This is a genomic window from Pannonibacter sp. SL95, assembly GCF_026672425.1.
Lineage (GTDB): Bacteria > Pseudomonadota > Alphaproteobacteria > Rhizobiales > Stappiaceae > Pannonibacter.
Genome location: NZ_JAPPRC010000003.1, coordinates 15,706 through 36,591, shown reverse-complemented (window position 1 = coordinate 36,591; position 20,886 = coordinate 15,706). Strand labels below are relative to the sequence as shown.

Sequence of the window (20,886 nt, the reverse complement as noted above, 5' to 3'; positions counted from 1 at the left end):
GGTCAGCCCAGAAGGTCAATCACGTATATAGGTCCCAAAAAAGGGGAGACCACCGGCCTCCCCTGAGGTTGATGACAAACCTCTACCTCACCGAAGTCATCCCGGCCAAGCGTAGCGCCGAGCCGGGACCGGAGAGTCGAGGCCTCAATGTTTCAATGAGTTTACCCCGGAGAGACTTTGGCTCTCCGGTCCCGGATCTCCGCTTCGCTGCGTCCGGGATGACGATGGAGGATTTGTCAGCAGTCTGAGGGGAGACCAGCGGCCTCCCCTATCGTCTTGTTACGGTCAGACCAGAATTACATCCAGATCAGGCCTTGTAGACGACCAGCAGGTCCTTCGCGTCGATCTGGCTGCCCGGCGTCACCAGCACTTCCGAAATGGTGCCATCGCGCTCTGCATGCAGGGCGGTTTCCATCTTCATGGCCTCGATCGACAGCAGCACGTCGCCGGCCTTGACGGCCTGCCCAGCGGCAATGGCAACGGTCGACACGACGCCCGGCATCGGCGCCCCCACATGCGCCTCGTTGCCGGCCTCCGCCTTGCGGCGCAGCGCGGCGCCAGCGGCGCCATGGGCACGATCCGGCACCTTGACGATGCGCGGCTGGCCGTTCAGCTCGAAGAACACCTTCTTCTCGCCCTGCTCGTCGGTCTCACCAAACGCCTGGCAGCGGACCACAAGGGTCTTGCCCGGCTCCAGCTCGATGAACAGCTCGTCGCCAGCTTCCAGCCCGTAGAAATAGGCCGGCGTCGGCAGCACCGAGGTCGGGCCATACTGGCTCTGTGCCTTGGCGAAGTCGGTGAAAACCTTCGGATACATGAGGTAAGACGCCAGTGCATGGTCGTCGATGTCCATGCCGGTCTTCTCGGCCGCTTCCTTGCGCCGTGCTTCCAGGTCTTCCGTCTTGAGCAGCGAGCCCGGCCGCGCGGTGATCGGGGCATCGCCCTTCAGCACCTTGGCCTGCAGCGCCTGCGGCCAGCCGGCAGGCGGCTGACCGAGATCGCCGCGCAGCATCTGCACGACGGAATCCGGGAAGGCCACGTCCTTGTCCGGGTTTTCGACATCGGCAACGGTCAAGCCCTGGCTGACCATCATCAGCGCCATATCACCGACCACCTTGGACGACGGCGTCACCTTGACGATGTCGCCGAACATCATGTTGGCGTCGGCATAGGCCTGCGCCACCTCGTGCCAGCGGGTCTCGAGGCCGAGCGAGCGGGCCTGTTCCTTCAGGTTGGTGAACTGTCCGCCGGGCATTTCATGCAGGTAGACCTCCGAAGCCGGGCCCTTCAGGTCGCTCTCGAAGGCCGCATACTGGTTGCGCACGGCCTCCCAGTAGAACGAAATGCGGCGGATCGCTTCGGCCGACAGGCCGGGATCGCGGTCCGAGCCCTTCAGCGCCTCGACGATGGAGCCGAGGCACGGCTGCGACGTGTTGCCGGAGAAGGCATCCATCGCCCCGTCCACCGCATCGACGCCGGCCTCGACTGCCGCCAGAACGGTGGCCGCCGCGATGCCCGAGGTGTCGTGGGTGTGGAAGTGGATCGGCAGGCCAACCTCTTCCTTCAGGGCCTTGAACAGCACCCGTGCAGCGGCCGGCTTCAGGAGGCCCGCCATGTCCTTCACGCCGAGGATATGCGCCCCGGCCTTCTCGAGGTCCTTCGCCAGATTGACGTAGTACTTCAGGTCATACTTCGGCCGCGCGCTGTCCAGGAGGTCGCCGGTGTAGCACAGCGCACCTTCGCAGAGCTTGTCGGTCTCCAGCACCGCGTCGATGGAAACACGCATGTTCTCCACCCAGTTCAGGCAGTCGAACACGCGGAATACATCGACACCGGCGCTGGCCGCCTGATGCACGAAGAAGCGCACCACGTTGTCGGGATAATTGGTGTAGCCGACGCCATTGGAGCCGCGCAGCAGCATCTGCAGCAGGATGTTCGGCGCCTTCTGGCGGATGAGACGCAGACGCTCCCACGGATCTTCCGTCAGGAAGCGCATGGCCACGTCAAAGGTCGCCCCGCCCCAGCACTCCAGCGAGAACAGCTGCGGCAGGCCGGTGGCATAGGCATCCGTGATGGCAACGATGTCGTGGGTGCGCATGCGGGTGGCCAGCAGCGACTGATGGCCGTCGCGCATGGTCGTGTCCGTCACCAGCACCTGCGGCTGCGCCTTCATCCAGGCGGCAAAGCCCTTCGGGCCCAGCTGTTCCAGCAGCTGCCGTGTGCCCTCAGGCTTGACGCTGCCGAAGTCCGGCACCACCGGATCGGCAACATCCTTGCCCGGACGCGGCCGGCCGCGTGTTTCCGGATGGCCGTTCACCGACACATCGGCGATGTAGGTCAGGAGCTTGGTGGCACGGTCCTGCCGCTTGACCTGGGCAAACAGCTCCGGCGTGTCATCGATGAAGCGCGTGGTGTAGTCATTGGCGCGGAAGGCCGGGTGACCAATGATGTTCTCCAGGAACACCAGGTTGGTGGCAACGCCGCGGATGCGGAACTCGCGCAAAGCGCGGTCCATGCGCAGGCAGGCTTCCTCGGCACTCGGCGCCCAGGCGGTGACCTTTTCCAGCAGCGGATCATAGAAACGGGTGATCACCGCGCCGGAATAGGCGGTGCCACCGTCCAGACGAATGCCAAAGCCGGTCGCGCCGCGATAGGCGGTGATGCGGCCGTAATCCGGGATGAAGTTCTGTTCCGGATCTTCCGTGGTGATGCGGCACTGCAAGGCATGGCCATTGAGGCGCACATCCGCCTGCACCGGCACGCCGCTGGCCTCGGTCCCAATGGCAGCGCCTCCGGCGATCCGGATCTGTGCCTTGACGATATCGATGCCGGTCACCTGTTCGGTCACCGTGTGCTCGACCTGCACGCGCGGGTTCACTTCGATGAAGTAGATCGCGCCCGTGTCGGCATCCATCAGGAATTCGACCGTGCCCGCGCCGCAATAGTCCACCGCACGGCCAATCTTCAGGCCGTAGTCGCACAGTTCCTTGCGGCGGTCTTCGGCGAGATAAGGCGCCGGCGCGCGCTCGACGACTTTCTGGTGCCGCCGCTGGATCGAGCAGTCGCGCTCGAACAGGTGGACGAGGTTGCCGTGGCTGTCGCCCAGGATCTGCACCTCGACGTGGCGCGCCCGCTGGACCAGCTTCTCCAGATAGATTTCGTCCTTGCCGAAGGCCGCCTTGGCCTCTCGCTTGGCGGCAACGACTTCGCGCACCAGCGTCGCCTCGTCGCGGATGACGCGCATGCCGCGGCCGCCGCCGCCCCAGGATGCCTTCAGCATCACCGGATAGCCGATGCCGGCAGCAAGCTTCTTGATCTCTTCGATGTCGTCCGGCAGCGGATCGGTCGCCGGCATCACCGGCACGCCAGCTTCGATGGCGAGGTTGCGCGCGGCCACCTTGTTGCCGAGCCTGCGCATGGTGTCCGGCTTCGGGCCGATGAAGATGATGCCGTTCTGGGCACAGGCTTCGGCGAATTCCGGGCTTTCGGACAGGAAGCCGTAGCCGGGATGGATTGCATCGGCGCCGGACAGCTTGGCTACGCGGATAATCTCGTCAATCGACAGATAGGCCTCGATGGGACCGAGGCCTTTGCCTACTTGATAGGCTTCGTCTGCCTTAAATCTGTGCAGGGCGAGTTTGTCCTGCTCCGCAAAGATAGCCACGGTTTTCAGGCCAAGTTCATTGGCCGCACGGAATACACGAATTGCGATTTCAGACCGATTGGCGACAAGTATCTTGCGGATGCTCAAGCTCGTACCCTCCCTTGGATCGATGGCGACGACTCATACAAAGGGATGATGTGCAAGGAAAGGGCCAGTATCGCTGACCTAACGGTCAATGATGCATCAGAACAGCCTGTCGGCCAGAAATGGGACACTTCCCTTAACATCTGGAACCGGCAAATTGGTTACATCAAAAACCATCGCGACCGCTTCTGGCTCATCTGGTGGATGGAATTCATCTCGACACAAGATGCAGGAAGAACAGGTCCGGAACATCGTATTGTCAGCGATTCGTCCGCGCTGTGTTCCCGAAGTGTGCAACAGGTTGCAGCAACGGGTTGTAAAATTCCTGTTCCAATTTACCGGATGTTGACACTTGACGTGATCTGGACCGATTCACCCACAACGCCCGAAAACCCTGCCAAATCCTTGGGCAGATTCATGATTTCGTATCAGCATACCCCGCCAATGCTACATGTCGTAGGGAACAAATCCTGAATCAACGAATGTCAGCGATTCGGGCGCGCTTTGTTCCAGACTCGTTCCGCGTGTGGTCAAACACCTCTCCCAAGGGCAGCAAAATGAAGGGGGGACAGAGCCGTCAGGCCTGTGCTAGACAGCCGTCAACTTGGCTCCCCGCCTGACGATACCGCCTGCGGGACAGCCTCTTCAGCGGACCGCTCGCCCCTTCCGGGACCGGATGGACCATCAACCTGCAAGGCCGCAACAAAGCACCCGCCGCGATGCCTCCGATCAAGACCCTGCCGTTGCCGCCGGCCGCCCGCTCCAGAACCGTGACCGCGGTGCTCGGCCCGACCAACACTGGCAAGACGCATCTGGCCATCGAGCGGATGCTCGCCCAGCCGTCCGGCCTTATCGGCCTGCCGCTTCGCCTTCTTGCGCGAGAGGTCTACACCCGGCTTGTGTCCCGCGCGGGCGAGGCAGCCGTCGCCCTTATCACGGGCGAGGAAAAGATCATCCCGAAGTCGCCGCGCTTCTGGGTCTCCACGGTCGAGGCGATGCCGCTCGACCTCAACACCGAATTTGTCGCCATCGACGAGGTGCAGCTCGCCGCCGATCTGGATCGCGGCCACGTCTTCACCAATCGCATTCTCAACCTGCGTGGACGCTCCGAGACGCTGCTGCTGGGCGCGGCAACTGTCCGCCCGCTCCTCGAAAAGCTGATCCCAGGCCTGAACGTGGTCACGCGGCCGCGCATGTCGGTGCTCACCTACGCCGGCTCGAAGAAGATCACGCGCCTGCCGGGCCGGTCGGCTGCGGTCGCCTTCTCTGCCTCTGAAGTCTACGCCATCGCCGAGCTGATCCGCCGCCAGCGCGGCGGTGCGGCCGTGGTGCTGGGCTCGCTCAGCCCGCGCACACGCAATGCCCAGGTCGAACTGTTCCAGAACGGCGATGTCGACTATCTCGTGGCCACCGATGCCATCGGCATGGGCCTTAATCTGGATGTCGACCACATCGCCTTTGCCGGCAACCGCAAATACGACGGCTACCAGTACCGGGCGCTCAATCCGTCCGAGATGGCCCAGATTGCAGGCCGCGCGGGCCGGCACATGCGGGATGGCACCTTTGGCGTCACGGGCCGCGTCGATCCCTTCGACGATGACCTCGTCGAGGCCATCGAAAGCCACCGGTTCGATTCGCTGAAGGTCCTGCAGTGGCGTAACAGCCAGCTCGACTTTTCCTCGCTGACCGCCCTGCGCGAGAGCCTTGACCTGCCGCCGCGCGAGGAAGGACTGACGCGTGCGCCGGTCGGCGATGACATTCTTGCCCTTGAACACGCCGCCCGCGATGCCGACATCCGCGACATGGCGCGTGCACAGGCACGCATCGAACTGCTATGGGATGTATGCCAGGTTCCGGACTACCGGAAGATAGCGCCCGCCAACCATGCGGACCTCTTGACGCAGCTTTACACGTTGCTCGTGCGCAACGGCCACGTCGACGATGACTGGTTTCAGCGTCAAGTGGCTTTCGCAGACAGGGTGGATGGTGATATCGACACACTGGCGAACCGGATTGCGCACATCCGCACCTGGACTTTCGTTGCCAACCGTGTCGACTGGCTGAAAGACCCCGCCTACTGGCAGGGCATCACCCGCGGCATAGAAGACAGACTGTCGGACGCCTTGCACGAACGCTTGACCCAGCGTTTCGTTGACAGGCGGACAAGCGTATTGATGAGACGTTTGAGAGAGAACGCCATGCTGGAAGCGGAAATCACGCCGAGCGGAGACGTGCTTGTGGAGGGCCAGCATATTGGCCGCCTGCAGGGCTTCCGCTTCGCACCCGACGCGGTAGCGGACAGCCCGGAGGGCAAAGCCGTTCGCGCCGCAGCCCAGAAGGCGCTGGCGAGCGAGATCGAAACCCGGGCTGATCGCCTGGGTCGTGCCCCGAACGAGGATTTTGTCCTGTCGAGCGAAGGCACCATTCGCTGGCAGGGTGAACCGGTTGCCAAGCTGACGGCTGGCGAGGATGCCCTCGCCCCCGGCTTCGTTCTGCTCGCGGACGAACACCTGACCGGCCCGGCCCGGGACAAGGTGCAGGAACGCGTCAATCTCTGGCTCAAGGCGCACATCGGCACGCTGCTGAAGCCGCTCACCGACCTGAAGGACGCTGAAGGGCTTGAGGGTCTGGCCCGTGGCATCGCCTTCCGCATCTACGAAAGCCTCGGCATTCTCGAGCGTCAGGACGCTGCCAACGAGATCCGTCAGCTCGACCAGGACATGCGCGCTTCCATGCGCAAGCTGGGCGTGCGTTTTGGCGCCTACAACATCTATGTGCCTGCGCTGCTGAAGCCGGCACCGAGCCAGTTGCTCGCCCAGCTCTGGGCTTTGAAGCATGGCACCCCGGACATGCCGGGCCTCGCGGAACTGCCGCAGCTTTCCGCCTCTGGCCGGACCTCGATCACGGTGGACACCTCGATCGACAAGTCGCTCTACAAGGTCGTCGGCTTCCGCGTCTGCGGCCCGCGCGCCGTGCGCGTCGACATCCTGGAGCGTCTGGCCGACCTGATCCGTCCGCTCATCGCCTGGAAGCCGCTCGATCCGACCATCACGCCGCCTGACGGTGCCATCGCCCAGGGCGGTGCCTTCACCGTCACCGTGGCGATGACGTCGCTGCTCGGCTGCGCCGGCGAGGACTTCGCCGAGATCCTGAAGTCGCTCGGCTACCGCGCCGAAAAGCGCGAGATCCAGCGCCCGGTCAGCGCCAAGGCGAAGGCCGCCGAAGCCGTTGCCGAGGCCGCACCGGTCGAGACGGAAGCCTCGGCCGAACAGACCGCCGAAGTTGCAGACGTCGCGGCTGAAATCCCGGCAACCGACGCGGTTTCGCAGGACGCCCCGGCTGCCGAGGCGACGCCGGTCGAACCGGCTGCCGCTGATGCGGGTGCCGAGGCTTCTGCCGACGCACCCGAGCTGGAAACCGTCACCATCGACATCTGGCGCCCGGGCCGTGGCGAACGCCGTGGCTAAGCCCGAAGGCGAAGCCCGCCGTGGTGGCGATCGCAATCGCGGCCAGGGTCAAGGTCAGGGCCAGGGCGAAGGCCGTGGCCAGGGCCGTGGCGACCGCCGTCCGCATCAGGGCAAGCGCGAAGGTGGCCCGGAAGGGTCCCGCGATGGTGCTCGTCCCGAAGGCCGCCGTGGCGATGGCAACCGTCCCGAGGGGGCTTCGCGCGGCGAAGACCGTCGTGGCGGCCCGCGCCGGGATGACCGCAAGGGTGGCAAGCCGCAGGGCCAGGGTGGCCGTGACCAGGGCAACCGCGATCAGGGCAACCGTGATCGTGCCCCGCGTGCCGACAAGCCGATTGATCCGAACTCGCCCTTCGCCGCCCTGATGGCGCTGAAGGCCAGCATGGAAAAAGGCAAGTCCTGAGCCAGGCATCTCCGGCAGGCCCGCAGCCCTCACAGCGGATCGACAAGTGGCTCTGGTTCGCCAGGGTCACGAAGTCGCGCACGCTGGCGCAGAAGCTGGCCACCGGAGGTCATGTCCGGGTCAACCGCGACAAGATCGACAGCGCCAGCAAGGCCGTCCGCGTCGGCGACGTGCTGACCATCGCTCTTGAGCGGCGGGTTCTGGTGCTGGAGATCCTGGGCCTCGGCACACGCCGCGGCCCCGCTCCCGAAGCGCAACTGCTTTACAAGGACCTGACGCCGCCACCCGCGCCGGCAGACCAGGGCGCAAAACCTCAGCGCGTTGCCGCCCGTGATCCTGGTTCCGGACGCCCGACCAAACGCGATCGCCGGCGCATGGATGCTTTCACCGAATTCGGCGGCAGCACGCTGATGGATGGTTTGGGGCCCGAAATGGACGATCCGGAGTAAGTTGATCCCCGGAGAGGCAACGAGACGCATCACCTTTTCTTTCCCAGCGCCCCGTCTCGCCTTAGTTTGCTTGCCAGGAAAAGCCAAACGAGATACCCAAGCGGCCCAGAAACGGTGCCTTGGCCAAAGCCTGCGACCAACGGGCGGGCGAACCGGTCCCATGGGACGGCCATCAGCAAGAGGATCGCGATGACCTACGTCGTCACTGACAACTGCATCAAGTGCAAGTACACGGACTGCGTCGAAGTCTGCCCGGTGGATTGCTTCTACGAGGGCGAGAACATGCTCGTCATCAACCCGGACGAGTGCATCGACTGCGGCGTCTGTGAGCCGGAATGCCCGGCCGAGGCGATCCTGCCGGACACCGAGCCCGGCCTCGAGAAGTGGATCGAGCTGAACGCCGAATATGCGGCAAAATGGCCCAATATCACCGAGAAGAAGGATGCGCTGCCCGAGGCGCCCGAGTTCGACGGCATCAAGAACAAGCTTGAGAACCACTTCTCTCCGAAGGGGCCGACGGGCGCCTGACATGGCTGCCGGTTACCGTGAATCCTGCAAACTTGCCCTTGCGTAACGGGGGTGGGCGCATGGGCTGGACTCAGCCTGTGCGCTTTCTGCTTTGGAATTCATGGTTTTTGTGCTAGCTTACTGAAGTTGTCGTCGCAGTCTTTGGCTCCCCCCTCCCACTGGAGGTTTTTTTATGGTCGCAGTCCAGCACTGGATTGTGTGTGAGGCATTGCTTCGCGCCACAGTAAACCAGGTGAAAAGCGACCCGCTGGGGCATGCAGTCTCCGACGACTGATCATCCATAGACGTAAAGACTGGTGCGGCGCTTTCTCTTGCTTCCGCGCGCCCGGCTTTCGTTTCAACACAAACACGTGCCGCCTCCAAGGCGGCATGATACGGCCCCAAGGGCCGGCAACTGCGCAGGAGTTACAAGGCGTATGGCAACCATGACTAAGAAGACCGCGCAGCGTCAGGGTTTCAAGACTGGTGAGCACATCGTTTATCCGGCACATGGTGTCGGCCAGATCATGGCCATCGAAGAACAGAGCGTCGCCGGCCACACGCTGGAACTGCTGGTGATCAGCTTTGAAAAGGACAAGATGACCTTGCGCGTTCCGGTCGCCAAGATCGCGACCGTGGGCATGCGCAAGCTCGCCGACGCTCCGGCGATCAAGAAGGCCCTGGAAACCGTCCGCGGCCGTCCGCGCGTCAAGCGCACCATGTGGAGCCGCCGCGCGCAGGAATACGAAGCCAAGATCAACTCTGGCGACCTGCTGGCCATTTCCGAAGTCGTGCGCGATCTGTATCGCTCCGACACCCAGCCGGAACAGTCCTACTCCGAACGCCAGCTCTATGAAGCTGCCCTCGACCGCATGGCCCGCGAAATCGCGGCCGTGAACAAGTGCACCGAGACGGAAGCCGTCAAGCAGATCGAGCAGAACCTCGCCAAGACCCCGGCCCGCGCCAAGGCGCTCGATGGCGTCGACGACGAGACCGATGGCGACCAGGAAGAGGCCGCCTGATCCACCGGTCAGCGCACCTTTCCTATCTTTCGGAGGCCCGGCAGACCCCTGCCGGGCCTTTTTGCTTTCTGACGGACCCCATTCGTCATCCCGGACGAGAGCGAAGCGGAGATCCGGGACCGGAGAGCCAAAGCGTTTCCGCATCCAGCTCTTTGAAAAAAGCAGACCTCAACTCTCCGGTCCCGGCTCGGCGCTTCGTTTGGCCGGGATGACGGCGATGCAGGCACGATCAGTCTGGCAACCCGGGCGCCAGCCCCCGCCGCGGTTCCATCCTGTCAGCCTGCGACGTCCCGCCACGGCTGAAGTGCCGGAAATGTGAGGCCGTGGAGGCCAGATTCATCGCGTGCGATTGATCTACTGTCGATGAGACGGCGTACATGGATCAGCAAACGATGAGGAGCGATGCCATCATGTCTGCATCGATCAGCGACCGGCGGCACCTGGTCAAGGCCGCAATGTCCGCGCCCTATCTGACCCGCGAGGAAGAACACGAGCTGGCGGTGAAATGGCGCTCGGAGGGCGATCAAAAGGCCCTTGAACGCCTGTCGCTGTCGCACATGCGCCTGGTCATTGCGGTGGCGTCGCGCTTCCGCAGCTTCGGCCTGTCGATGAGCGATCTCATTCAGGAAGGCCACGTCGGCCTGCTGGAAGCCGCCTCACGGTTCGAGCCGGAGCGCGAGGTCCGCTTCTCGACCTATGCCACCTGGTGGATCCGCGCTTCGATCCAGGACTACATCCTGCGCAACTGGTCCATCGTCCGTGGTGGCACATCCTCGACCCAGAAGGCCCTGTTCTTCAACCTGCGGCGCCTGCGCGCCAAGCTTGCGGCAGAAAACGAGGGCATCGGCGACAACGAGATGCACCGCAAGATCGCCGAGACCCTCGGCGTGCGCACCTCCGATGTCGACATGATGGCCGCGCGCCTGTCCGGCCCCGATACCTCGCTCAACGCGCCGCTGAACGAGGCCGAAGGCGGCACCGCTGATCGGCAGGATTTCCTGGTCTCCGACGCTCCCCTTCCGGAGGAGCTGGTCAGCGACAACATCGACGGTGAACGCCAGCGCCACTGGCTCCGCTCCGCCATGAGCGTGCTCACCGAGCGCGAACGCCGTGTGCTCGAGGAACGCAGGCTGAAGGACGACAGCGCAACGCTGGAGGCCATCGGCCAGACCATGGGCATTTCCAAGGAACGTGTCCGGCAGATCGAAAACCGCGCGCTGGAAAAGCTGCGCGCCGCGCTCCTGAAGATCCAGCCGGACCGGCTCGCCTTCATGCGCTGAGGCGGGCGCTTTACAAGACGAAAAGAAAAAGCCGGACCCAGTGGTCCGGCTCAGACTGGTGACAAACCTGAAACCTCTCCCTCGTCATCCTCGGCCTTGTGCCGAGGATCTATGCAAATCAATGGCTTGCAGATGGTCGGGACAAGCCCGACCATGACGAACGAGAAAAATGCCCGCTATCACATCAAACTGAAGCCGGACCCAGGGTCCGGCTTTTTGTTTTACCTTCAGTCGACCACCAGCTTCACAGCCGTGCCGGCCGGGATTTCCTCATCCGGGCCAAAGCCGTTCAGCACCGAGAAGAACTCCAGCCGCCGCGACGGTTCGATGCCGCCCATGCCGATGGCGAGCTGACGCGCCGTGTCGCCGGGCTGGCTCTTCACCACCTTGATGCGCAGCGACTGCAGCCGCGCCCGCTCGGTCGGCGTCAGCTGGCGGAAACTCTGGATCGTTGTCTCGTATTCGGCATTGAAAGCCGCATTGGGGTCGCGGCTGGCGAAGATGAAGCGATAGCCGTTGCGGCCGATGCGGACGACCGCAATCCGGAACGACCAGCCTTGCGTGATCGCCGAGCCGACCACTCCGGGCAGCCCGTTGATCGTCGTCTCGCGCACGCTTTCCGGGATCAGGCCGTTGATCCAGCCGGCGGTCATGTATTTGCGCAGGTCGTCGTAACCGGTGAGGTCAGCGCCATCAAAGCGCATCGCCGTGCCCGCGCCGTTGCTGGCCAGCACCGCCTCGGGCGAATTCTCCAACACATAGCCCGCCGGAACCGAGAAGCCGATTCCAAGCGCCTTGTGCAGGAAGTCGCGGCCACGCACGAAGCCTTCCAGCGGATCATCGCCAAACAGCATGCCGTCGATGCTCGACAGATAGGCTGTGCGGTCCCGCTCGCCGATGCCCGGCGCGCCGACCTGCCGCGCCGCCTGCACGGCCAGCGTCACGCGTTCCGGTGTTGTCGGATGCGAGGACAGGAAGTCCGGCGCGCTGGAGCCATCCTTGCGCGCATTCTGCAAGGCCGCAAACTGCGACATGGACGACAGGAACCGGGCCGCGGCAAAGGGATCAAAGCCCGCGCCAGCCAGGGTCTTCACGCCCACCACGTCGGCCTGCAGTTCCTGCACCTGCGAGAACCGCGCGAAGGACAGCTGCGACGACAGCACAGCCTCGCGGGCGCGCTCAGGGTCGCGCACCACGTTGGAGACAACGCGGTTGGCGAGTTCCGCCGCTTCTGCCTTCTGCTGGCGTTCGATGGCGTGATTGGCGGTCACATGCGCCATTTCATGCGCCAGCACCGCCGCCACTTCCGATGTGTCGGTCGCCAGCGCCAGCAGGCCGCGCGTGACGTAGAGATAGCCACCCGGCAGCGCGAAGGCGTTGACGGCCGGCGAATTCAGGATGGTGATGCGGTAGCTTTGGCTGGGGTCATCCGATGCGGCCACCAGCCGGCCGACGACGGAGGCAATGGCGCGCTCCGCGCCAGCGTCTTCATAGACGCCGCCATAGGTCGCCACGACGCGCGGATGTTCGCGCTCGCCGATGTCGGCGGCCAGCCCCGGACGCAACGTGCCCGGCGTCACCACGCCAACCGACGCAGACTTGCCGCCCAGCATCTGGCATCCGGACAGAAGCACAAGGCCAAGCGCCAGCGTCAGCCCGCGCGAAAGGCGGCGCACAACCGGTCCGGTCTTACACTTGGGCTCGTCCAGGGCATTCGTCTCAACGGGCAACTTAACTCACCGCCTGTCGCTTCATTTCAATCAGCCCATTCAATCTGGGCCGGATCAGTCACTTCGATATGGGGCCCGTTCTTCATGAGCACAACGCCCCGCACACGCACCCGGGAGCCGTCTATCCGCGCCAGATCAAACCCGGCTGCGGCCAACTGGCCCTCGATGCTGCTGTTGAATGTAACGGTAAAGTCGGTGGCCCAGTGACGTCCAAAATTCAAATACCGGGTATCGCGGGTTTTTCCAAGCGATTCAACACGTCCCTCGACGATTGCGAACCGTCCGGCGCGGGACTGCAACACCTCAGGGCGAGCCGCCGTAAAGCGCAGGCCGGCCCCTGCCGCAAAGCCTCCCCAGAGACCGTTTCGCTGCGCCCGGGCCGCGCTTTCTGCCGTCAGCAATGCCTCGGCACACCCGTCAGGAACGCCCTCGCCCCAGACGGCCGCAAGACCTTCGCTGACGAGGCTCTGTTGCACGAGCGCCTCCCCCTCCCCGGACCAGCCCAGCACAGTCCGCCGCCCCCACCGGTCCGCCTGCCCCAGGGGCGCGATCTCCAGTGGCTTGCCGACCAGCTGGCTTTCAGCCTCGCCGCTGACATGAACGCCGGCCAGCATCACCTGCCGGCCATCCGCCAGCCTCAGCGTGCCATCGGGCATCACGGCCTCGACACGCACGCTCTCCCGCGCACCAGCGCCAGCGGCACAGTCCCCCTCCCCGGCGCCAGCGCTGCCAAGGGTTGCCCCCAGCAGAACGAGCCCCGCCAGGACCGGTCCCACAGCACCTGCAAGATGACAGCGCCTGCGCATGCCAGCCTGACGCCGCCACACCCCATCACGCATTCGGCCATCACGCATCCGGCCTGCAATCCTGCGGACATGAAACATCAGCCCATCAACCATCCAGAAAGCACGCAGAGCCAACCGCGCGAGGCCCTTCACCCGCGCCCCTGGCGGCCAACCTCCCGGACCGAGGGCATGTCTCAACCGTCCACACGTCATCCCCAGCCCCCACGGTGTCGCGCGCCTTTTCATTTTGCACAGAGTGGCGCGCAGGATTGCACAAATGATTGTTCACCGTGCGGGCATTTTGTTCGTTCGCGTTTTGGTGCCGCCTTCGAAACAAAAACGGCGACCCGTTGAGCCGCCGTTTGAGGATCGCAGTTTGTGGTTCGGGCTGTCACCCGTAGACGTTCCAGAACAACCGTTGCCCTGACGGCTGTGCCCCTTGCATGATTTCCCAGGCCTTTGCCTCGTAGTTGGGATGCGTCGGGAACGGCGCATCCGGCTTCACCGCCCGCTCGAACGGATGGCCGGTCTCATGCACGGTCGCGCCTTGGATATGCGGCAGCTCTCGCCCGACGCGTACCACATGCAGTTGGGCTTCCGGCCAGGCGACTTTCAGGGCTCGCGCCAATGTGCCGCTTCCGCCCGCACACCACACTTCATCGGGTTCGATCGGCAGGGATTGTGCCGCCTCGGTAATGGCCTCGGTCCGGCATCCGCCGCCGAACGGCACCATCATGGCCCCCCGTTCGGCCGCCCAGGCTTCTGCCCTGCAACGGACATTGGAGAGGTACCCAGGCCGAACCTCGATGATCCTTGCGCCGTAGCTTTCTGCTTCGATCGTGTAGCGGGTGCGCGTCTTGCGGGCCGGAACGAACAATGTGGCCTGCCGGCACATCTGGTAGGCAACGGCCGCCAATGCGACCTGCGCCGCCCCGAACGCCGGCCCGGCGTAGACAAACTCCGTTGCCGGTGACGCCTCCATAAGGGAGCGGAAGATCCGGGCCTTGGTTCCGCCCGGCAAGAGGTCGTCGCGGACCACCGCGACGCCTTGATGGGTTTCAACGATCGGGGAAGTTAAAAGGCGTGACATTGCCGACTTGCTCCGTTGCGCGTTTGGCGTCGCCCTTTACGAAAACGAGGACGTTCTGGTGGGTCTTGCCGAGTTTGCGCGACCCTTCGAACTGTCCTCGAACCCGCATCGGAAGCGATGCTGCGGTCGTCACCAGAACCCCGTCGTTATAGAACTGCAACTGCGCATCTTTACAGGCGGCGATCGTATCCGCGACGAAGCCGCGATTGATCCCCTGCTTGTCGCGGAAGTCGCCGACCACAAAGACCGCGAAGCGATCCTGGGCGAGGCGCGCGGCCGCGTTCTTTACCGCCTGGCGGAACCCGCCCAGGAACAGGTCATAGGGCATGGTCGAAAGATCGGCCGGATCGTCCGAGTAGCGCTCAAGATCCCCGTAAGGCGGACAGGTCAGGATCATGTCAAAGGCCCCGCGCACGCCGGCCTTGTAGAGATGGACGGCGTCGCCCTGTTTCCATTGGGCGGCGGCGGCGACATTGAGCGCGGCCGCCTGTTCCCGGTTGGCGGCAATCTGCTCGCTGCTGATGTCGATGCCGAGATAGGACCGGCCGAGCAGTGCAGAAATGATGCCCCGCACCGATCCGCCTGCAAACGGGTCCAGGATCCGGCCGCCTGCCGGGGAGAACCAGGCAACAAGCAGTTCGGTCAGGACCGGATCAAAGATCGATTTTGATGTCCATCCGGCCTCGGACGGCTCGCGCCCCTGCATTCGGTCGAAACGGGCCATCGCGTCGGCATAGCCGGTCAGAAGGTTTTCGCGCCGGCCTTTGCCGCTATCGATGCCGAGGGCAATCCAGCGGCGTTTGCGCTCCTGCCACCAGCGCGACCGCGCATCGAGGACCGAGAACGGCGGATAGATGAAACTCTCATAAAGAGCCCCTGACGACATGTTGAGCCTCATGCTCTGCGCGCTCTTGGCGCTCAGGTGCGGGCTCGGGCGGCCTCAGGTGATTGATCGTGCCGCAGCGGCGGCACTTGATCTCGATGGCGGGTGCGGATGGCGCGGCCGCCATCCGGAACAGCAGGGCGCGGCAACAGCCGCAACGAATGTCTTTCATAGTCTGGACCGACTCAGCCACAGTGCCGGCGCTCGCGCGAGCAGCGGGTGCGGCGGTGATCCTTCGCGGTCTGCCGGGCGGAGCCTGCGAATGGTCCCCGCCGTTCGGGCCGTTGGCGCGGCCCGGACCGCCCGTCCTGGGCGGATCAGTTCGAAATGACTTCCGCTTCGGTCAATGCCTGCAGATCGTAATCCGTGCCCATCCACATGGGCGTGATGCGTTTTCGCAGGCTTTCGAGGGGATAGTCCGGATTGATGTAGAGCACGAAGGGCTGGCCGGCCTTTCTGCGTTCGGCATCCGATGCTGCAACCAGCCCCGGCAGGTTGGCAAGAAATGCGGTGGACCGGACAGCCAGCCAGACGCCCGGCGCTTCGACCCTCGGTTCCACTTCCTTGCCATCGGCGTCATGCACCGCATCGGCCGCGATCACGTAGACGCGGCGTGCGGCAACTGCCGAACCCTCAAACACGCCAGCCTCCGCCCGGTTCTGGAGATCAGCCAATGTAACAGGCGGCTCCCCCTCGCTTGCAACGACCCCAAGAGCGGCAAGGTCGACCGCTTCGGGACCGGCGAAATGCAGGATATGGTCAATCGTGCCTGTCATCGAGCCACCACATCATAAAGGGCCTGCGCATCTGCCGTCGAAAAGCTGTCAAACGCTCCGATCGCGGCCAGCTTGTGCGTGCCGTTGACCCGGCCCCGGCCATCCGTCGCAGAACAGCCAACGGAAATGCCGTCGAGGACGCCATTGAACATCGGGCGGGAGCCCGTGAAGATGCCCGTTGCATCGACCGTGAGCCATGTGCCGTCCGGCCTCCAGGCCACCACGAAGGCCTGCTCGGATCCAAGCGCACCGGCCAGACCGCGCGTGCTGGTCCCGCTGCCGCTGTTCAGGTCGAGACGGTAGTTCTGATCCTTGCGATACTGCAAAAAGAGGTTGCCGGCACTGCTTCGAGCCTGCAGCAAATGGGCGAAGGTGACGGAACTTTCAGTCGCCGTGCCGCGCCAAACCATGACAAGGGTCTTTGCGTCGGCAACCGGGTTGAAAACCAGGCCAGCGTCCGCCGCAGAGATCACCAGACTGTCGCCATCAACACTGCCTGCCCCCCACGGCATCTGGTACGGCGTGGGCGTAACCTGTCCGGCGATCGCCACGACGTCCTGGCCAGGCGTGCCGATGTTCGGGCCGATCTCGAACGTCACATTGATCGGCTCATGGGCGGTGAACGTGTACTGAACTTCGTACAGGCCTGCCCCGTAACTGATGTTCCTGACCGCGTTGATGGTCACCATCGTTGTGGCTCCAGCTATGGCAGCTGCCCCGACCGGGCCAGTTACCAGCGACGCCCGATTGGACTCGGCCGCAGAGCGAATGCCGGAGCGCATCTGAGGTGACGAGCCGGCCGCGTAGAGGGCTCGCGCCGAATACACCTGACCGACAACAAGTGGTACATCCAGCAGGGACTGCACCCGCCCGTAAGTCAGTCCCTGCGAAGCCACACGGACCGCGCTCGACATGCCGAGAAAGTTTCCGGCTTCGGCGGTATTGTTCGTGTTGACGATGGTCCAGGCGCGCGGATTGAACGGGTTGGGGACAAGGTTCGTCCAAGGTTCCCGGCTGTCAAAGCCTCTATCCGTCAAGGCCATTGCGCCATCACTGAACTCGCGTGACACGCCGGATGTGTCTGCGGCGCGGCGAACCGAAAGACGCGTGTGTCTGGCGTCGATCTCAGCCATCGTCACGCGCCGCCCGCCGATCAGCGCATGCCCCTTGATGAAGTCTGCCGCGAACTGGAACCGGCGCATCCAGAATGGATACTGTGTTGCGATGGCTCGGGCCGAACAATCGCAACTGATCAATGGCCTGATCCCGAAGTCAGACGTTCCGGCGGACATGATTGCAAGCGGTCTCGGGACGCCCATCGTCAGTCGCTCCAGACCCTGACCGGCAACCCGGTCGGATTTCGGCTCAGGATCTTCACTTCGGTGACCGCATCCATGCGCAGGATGCGGGCGCCACCCTCCCGGATAGCGCCCATGATGACCCATGGCGCATCAGTTGCGAGCCGGGCATGGATTTCGACGGTCGTCCGATCCGGCTGGTCAACCTGCAACAGGAAGTCGCCGAGCGGGGCCCACGGGGCACTTTCGGCAAGACTCGCAGAACTGTTCAATCTCAGCATGCCCATGTCTCCCGCTGTCACACCCGTTCGCGCCGTCTCAGGGCGCTGTTGCCACCTTCGTCAGGCTCGATCGAGGCCAGCCAGTGCCGCCGCACCATCGCCGGCCACGGCACACGGGCGGCCCAGCCTCCGGCATCGATGGACTTGCCGATCCGGCCCGACAAGCTCTCGTCCGGATCCCCGCCGAGCAGCGTGTTCGCCAGCTGCGACAGCGCCACGTGCAGATTGTAGATGTAGTTGAGCAAGGTCCTCACAGCGGCGCTCCCAGTGCGATTTCTGCCGCCCGCGCCTGGGTGATCAGGCCTTTGGAGGCAAGGTAGGCAAGGCCGTCCAGAGTGGCCGGGCGCGAGACGTCGACTTCGGAAAGACGCGGATCCTCAAGGATCGCCAGCCAGTCCGCGACGACAGGATCGCTTGCCCTGGCTGTGCGAATAGCGATGCGTTCTGACGCGGTGAACAGCAGAAGAAACTCCGGAGGCGTCACGACGGTCTTGCGGGGGATGGTTGCCGCCGCAGGTGTTGCCGCTGTCGCCGGAGCAGCCCAGACGGTCCCGGTCCGGTGCCATCCCCGTTCAACATTGTCCGGAACTGGCTCGAACTGGGCAGCAATTTCCGGATGGAACAACGCAGTCGGGTCCTGGGTCACCACATCCACGGCGACCGCCTCAATGATCCGTGCAAATCTGGTCATCTTTCCGTTCTCCGTTTCACCATTCGACAATCACGAAGCCGTTGCCGCCGCTTCCGCCGTCACCGCCGTTGGATGATTGCGAAGAACCGCCGCCGCCCCCGCCGTGACCAAACAAAGCGTTGCCTCCGGCCGCGCCGACATAGGTCGCGCCGCCAGCGCCGCCGCCGCCTGCGCCCCCGCCACGGCCTTGACCGCCGGATGTAGGAGGATTGCCGTCCGCGCCGCGGCCGCCGCCCGATCCGCCACCCGCGTCCGCAGTTGCACCCGCTGTCCCCGGCGCGGCTGAGCCATAGCCACCTGAGCTGCTTTCAAGGTCGGTCTCAAAGCGGGGAACGTAGCCCCGGGCAGCACTGACGCCAGCGCCTGTTGCCTGGACGATGCCGTCGGCATTCGGACCGGGTTGAGGTGAAGGCAATCCAGGTCCGCCAACACCGCCCCCTGCCGGCCCCGCTGGTGCCGGATGTGGCATTGACGCTGCCGCCGGCGTTTGCGGCCGCGCCGCCGCCACCGCCGCCGCCGCGCGTGTTTGTATCTGCAGCGCCATTGCCGCCAATGCCCCCGGCGCCAAGCGGACTTCCTGCCGCGCCGCCACCGGCACCGGATCCGCCAGCTGCCGAACCGCCGTTGCCACCTGCGCCGCCTGGAACATTGACCTGGCCGCCGACAGAGGCGCCGCCCGCGCCGCCAGCCCCCGTTGTTGCCCCGCCTGTGCCCCCGGCGCCGCCGGTGACTGAGAGCATTGCACCAAAGCTCGTCGTGCCCCCGGCCGTGCCATTGCCACCGGTTGCCCCTGCGCCCCCGGCGCCGCCCGCGCCGATGGTGACGGTGATCGACTGCCCCGGCACAACGGTGAAGACGCCCGTACCAAATCCGCCGCCGCCGCCACCGCCACCGCCGCGCGTGTTGTTCCCGGTCTTGCCGCCGGCACCACCGCCGCCGCCTGCGCCCCTTGCCCGGACCCGCAAGCTGGTCACTCCCTCAGGAACAACAAATGCGCTGGTCCCAGCGATGACGCGATACTGACCGATACCGAACACGTCCTGGCCAAGCCCGGCAGACCTGGTGAGTGTCAAAAGCGAAATGCTACCGTTGCTGCCACCAGCAAGGAAACCAGGCGCGCCCTCTGCTGCCTGACCGGCGGCCTTGCGAAGAAAGCTGCCACGCGGAAAGCCGTTCAAACCGAAGTTCGCCATCAGAATGCCCCCCCAAACGCCGTCAGATGGAACACTTCCGCCAGATGGGTGGATGCTCTCAACGAGTGACCAGCCGGCAGAACCAGGCCATAGGCGCTGGCCGATGAGGTCGAGAAATCGACAACGCATTCAAACGAGGCAACCGTCGCACTCACCGCAATTGCCGGAACCGGGATCTCGGCGATGCAGCGGGCGGATGTGCCGTCGTGCACGAACAGGCGAACCATTCCGGCCGTGGTGTTGCCTGTCGCCTTGATGACAGCGCGATCGATGCGGCCACCGGATACCGGCATGGTCAGGATGGTCGCGAGTGTACCGCTACCGTCACGGTTGGTGTTTGCGGTCGACACGACGGCCGCACCGTACAAGGGCACACCGGTAAACTGGGGGGATGTGGCCATGAAGGGCTCCTCAAGCCAGAGGGAAACAAGGACTGAAACAGGGGGTTAAGCCAGGGTCTCGAAGCGGTAGAGCGCGTCGCCCGGGTCCGGCAGCGCGGCAAGCGCTGCCGCAATCATCTGTTTGACACCGGCCGGATGCGCCGCCTTGGTCGCAATCTCGCCCGCGCTGTGTTCGGGCAGGGTTGCAAACTCCAGCACGGTGTCGTCGGGTAAGGCGCTGATCGCATCCGCGATACGCTCATCAATCTGCAGGGCAGCGGACAGGGCTGCCGGTGTCAGCTTTCGCGGGGCAGCGGCGGACGTGTCATGCAGGATCAGAAGATCAGCTGCCAGGTCAACATTTGCGCCCGTGATTGACGGCAGTCCAGGGACGTCCAGTTCATGCGTGCGATCCTGCGACAGATCACCGCCACCCTTCAGGCCTGTGCCCGTATCGACGCGGCGTTCGGCCGCCACAAAGGCGTTGATCGCGTTGATCCGGATCACCAGATTGGCAAGGTCGGAAAACACCACATGCGCCCGCATCAGGGCTTCGACGGTCTGGCCCGATGCCGGCACCGGCTTGTTCACCGGCGGATCGTATTTGATGATGGCAATCAGGTCGCCATCCTGGTCGAACAATCCCCCTTCGCGGATGGTGTAGGGACCGTCTTCCGCCTCCAGCAGGCAATCAAAGAACGCCGTGTTCGGCGCACCATTGACGGTCCCGGAGGCCTGCACCGGCTTGCGCACGACCTCGCTCTGCAGGCTGGTTTCACCGCCGGTCGGGGCGTAGTCGCCATTGCCAAACGCCAGATGCGTGACGACCAGCGCCGTGCCGGTCGCCAGCGCCTGCGCCTCCTTGTTTTTGCCCCTGGTGGTCAGAATGGAATAGGTCGGCATGTT

The 20,886-nt window shown here is 64.4% G+C and carries 19 protein-coding genes and 1 pseudogene; 6 read left to right on the top strand and 14 right to left on the bottom strand.

Translation table 11 applies throughout. The features are described 5' to 3' along the window. Nucleotides 1–307: 307 nt before the first annotated feature. A complete protein-coding gene (pyc, locus tag OVA12_RS00775) occupies nt 308–3,712 on the bottom strand; it encodes a pyruvate carboxylase (protein WP_268136942.1) in 3,405 nt (1,134 codons plus the stop codon). Here pyc and OVA12_RS00770 point away from each other — a divergent pair. The 6 genes and pseudogenes from OVA12_RS00770 to OVA12_RS00745 all read left to right on the top strand — a co-directional run bounded on the left by OVA12_RS00770 (nt 3,599) and on the right by OVA12_RS00745 (nt 10,873). Beyond that, the gene (locus OVA12_RS00770; protein ID WP_268137087.1) at nt 3,599–4,222 is read left to right on the top strand and encodes a hypothetical protein; all 624 of its coding nucleotides are present in this window, start codon (nt 3,599–3,601) and stop codon (nt 4,220–4,222) included. The genes pyc and OVA12_RS00770 overlap by 114 nt on opposite strands. Nucleotides 4,223–4,467: 245 nt before the next feature. Further along, a pseudogene (locus tag OVA12_RS00765) lies at nt 4,468–7,615 on the top strand (helicase-related protein). Nucleotides 7,616–7,653: 38 nt separating this feature from the next. After that, nucleotides 7,654–8,064 (top strand): RNA-binding S4 domain-containing protein, encoded by a 411-nt coding sequence (locus OVA12_RS00760; RefSeq protein WP_442793834.1) that lies wholly within the window; start codon nt 7,654–7,656, stop codon nt 8,062–8,064. A 189-nt stretch (nt 8,065–8,253) separates the two neighbouring features. Then, the gene (fdxA, locus tag OVA12_RS00755) at nt 8,254–8,592 is read left to right on the top strand and encodes a ferredoxin FdxA (protein WP_268133733.1); all 339 of its coding nucleotides are present in this window, start codon (nt 8,254–8,256) and stop codon (nt 8,590–8,592) included. A gap of 416 nt (nt 8,593–9,008) precedes the next feature. After that, nucleotides 9,009–9,593: a CarD family transcriptional regulator gene (locus tag OVA12_RS00750; RefSeq protein WP_268133732.1), complete on the top strand. Its 585-nt coding sequence runs from the start codon at nt 9,009–9,011 to the stop codon at nt 9,591–9,593. A 410-nt stretch (nt 9,594–10,003) separates the two neighbouring features. After that, a complete protein-coding gene (locus OVA12_RS00745; protein ID WP_268133731.1) occupies nt 10,004–10,873 on the top strand; it encodes an RNA polymerase factor sigma-32 in 870 nt (289 codons plus the stop codon). A 227-nt stretch (nt 10,874–11,100) separates the two neighbouring features. On the opposite strand, the gene OVA12_RS00740 is transcribed toward OVA12_RS00745, so the two are convergent. From OVA12_RS00740 to OVA12_RS00685, 13 genes are all read right to left on the bottom strand, one after another. Then, nucleotides 11,101–12,549 (bottom strand): M48 family metalloprotease, encoded by a 1,449-nt coding sequence (locus OVA12_RS00740; RefSeq protein WP_326493875.1) that lies wholly within the window; start codon nt 12,547–12,549, stop codon nt 11,101–11,103. Nucleotides 12,550–12,629: 80 nt separating this feature from the next. Beyond that, on the bottom strand, nt 12,630–13,442 hold the full coding sequence (locus tag OVA12_RS00735) for a thermonuclease family protein (protein WP_268133730.1): 813 nt from the start codon (nt 13,440–13,442) through the stop codon (nt 12,630–12,632). Between the two features lie 337 nt (nt 13,443–13,779). Further along, nucleotides 13,780–14,427, bottom strand: coding sequence for a hypothetical protein (locus OVA12_RS00730; RefSeq protein WP_268133729.1), 648 nt, complete (start codon nt 14,425–14,427; stop codon nt 13,780–13,782). A 19-nt stretch (nt 14,428–14,446) separates the two neighbouring features. Next, nucleotides 14,447–15,364, bottom strand: coding sequence for a DNA methyltransferase (locus OVA12_RS00725; protein WP_268133728.1), 918 nt, complete (start codon nt 15,362–15,364; stop codon nt 14,447–14,449). Further along, nucleotides 15,342–15,533, bottom strand: a complete 192-nt coding sequence (locus OVA12_RS23925; protein WP_442793795.1) for a Com family DNA-binding transcriptional regulator — start codon at nt 15,531–15,533, stop codon at nt 15,342–15,344. Before OVA12_RS23925 ends, OVA12_RS00725 begins: the two co-directional genes overlap by 23 nt. A gap of 145 nt (nt 15,534–15,678) precedes the next feature. Then, the gene (locus OVA12_RS00720) at nt 15,679–16,137 is read right to left on the bottom strand and encodes a hypothetical protein (RefSeq protein ID WP_268133727.1); all 459 of its coding nucleotides are present in this window, start codon (nt 16,135–16,137) and stop codon (nt 15,679–15,681) included. Next, nucleotides 16,134–17,393: a hypothetical protein gene (locus OVA12_RS00715; RefSeq protein ID WP_268133726.1), complete on the bottom strand. Its 1,260-nt coding sequence runs from the start codon at nt 17,391–17,393 to the stop codon at nt 16,134–16,136. The genes OVA12_RS00720 and OVA12_RS00715 overlap by 4 nt, the downstream gene beginning before the upstream one ends. A gap of 65 nt (nt 17,394–17,458) precedes the next feature. Then, nucleotides 17,459–17,716, bottom strand: coding sequence for a hypothetical protein (locus tag OVA12_RS00710; protein ID WP_268133653.1), 258 nt, complete (start codon nt 17,714–17,716; stop codon nt 17,459–17,461). A 17-nt stretch (nt 17,717–17,733) separates the two neighbouring features. Further along, on the bottom strand, nt 17,734–17,970 hold the full coding sequence (locus OVA12_RS00705) for a hypothetical protein (protein ID WP_268133725.1): 237 nt from the start codon (nt 17,968–17,970) through the stop codon (nt 17,734–17,736). Then, entirely contained in the window at nt 17,967–18,407 is a 441-nt protein-coding gene (locus OVA12_RS00700; RefSeq protein WP_268133651.1) for a hypothetical protein, read from the bottom strand. The genes OVA12_RS00705 and OVA12_RS00700 overlap by 4 nt, the downstream gene beginning before the upstream one ends. Nucleotides 18,408–18,727: 320 nt before the next feature. Continuing rightward, on the bottom strand, nt 18,728–19,600 hold the full coding sequence (locus OVA12_RS00695; RefSeq protein ID WP_268133724.1) for a glycine-rich domain-containing protein: 873 nt from the start codon (nt 19,598–19,600) through the stop codon (nt 18,728–18,730). Next, nucleotides 19,600–20,001: a hypothetical protein gene (locus OVA12_RS00690; RefSeq protein WP_268133723.1), complete on the bottom strand. Its 402-nt coding sequence runs from the start codon at nt 19,999–20,001 to the stop codon at nt 19,600–19,602. The genes OVA12_RS00695 and OVA12_RS00690 overlap by 1 nt, the downstream gene beginning before the upstream one ends. 45 nt (nt 20,002–20,046) lie before the next feature. Continuing rightward, nucleotides 20,047–20,883, bottom strand: coding sequence for a phage tail-collar fiber domain-containing protein (locus OVA12_RS00685; protein ID WP_268133649.1), 837 nt, complete (start codon nt 20,881–20,883; stop codon nt 20,047–20,049). Nucleotides 20,884–20,886: the final 3 nt, after the last annotated feature.

Coding starts and splice junctions, on each gene's coding strand:
- OVA12_RS00745 (WP_268133731.1), top strand. CDS start 10,004: ATGTCTGCATCGATCAGCGACCGGCGGCACCTGGTCAAGGCCGCAATG.
- OVA12_RS00700 (WP_268133651.1), bottom strand. CDS start 18,407: ATGACCAGATTTGCACGGATCATTGAGGCGGTCGCCGTGGATGTGGTG.
- OVA12_RS23925 (WP_442793795.1), bottom strand. CDS start 15,533: ATGAAAGACATTCGTTGCGGCTGTTGCCGCGCCCTGCTGTTCCGGATG.
- fdxA (WP_268133733.1), top strand. CDS start 8,254: ATGACCTACGTCGTCACTGACAACTGCATCAAGTGCAAGTACACGGAC.
- OVA12_RS00750 (WP_268133732.1), top strand. CDS start 9,009: ATGGCAACCATGACTAAGAAGACCGCGCAGCGTCAGGGTTTCAAGACT.
- OVA12_RS00710 (WP_268133653.1), bottom strand. CDS start 17,716: ATGCTGAGATTGAACAGTTCTGCGAGTCTTGCCGAAAGTGCCCCGTGG.
- OVA12_RS00695 (WP_268133724.1), bottom strand. CDS start 19,600: ATGGCGAACTTCGGTTTGAACGGCTTTCCGCGTGGCAGCTTTCTTCGC.
- OVA12_RS00685 (WP_268133649.1), bottom strand. CDS start 20,883: ATGCCGACCTATTCCATTCTGACCACCAGGGGCAAAAACAAGGAGGCG.
- OVA12_RS00735 (WP_268133730.1), bottom strand. CDS start 13,442: ATGCGTGATGGGGTGTGGCGGCGTCAGGCTGGCATGCGCAGGCGCTGT.
- OVA12_RS00690 (WP_268133723.1), bottom strand. CDS start 20,001: ATGGCCACATCCCCCCAGTTTACCGGTGTGCCCTTGTACGGTGCGGCC.
- OVA12_RS00720 (WP_268133727.1), bottom strand. CDS start 16,137: ATGACAGGCACGATTGACCATATCCTGCATTTCGCCGGTCCCGAAGCG.
- OVA12_RS00725 (WP_268133728.1), bottom strand. CDS start 15,364: ATGTCGTCAGGGGCTCTTTATGAGAGTTTCATCTATCCGCCGTTCTCG.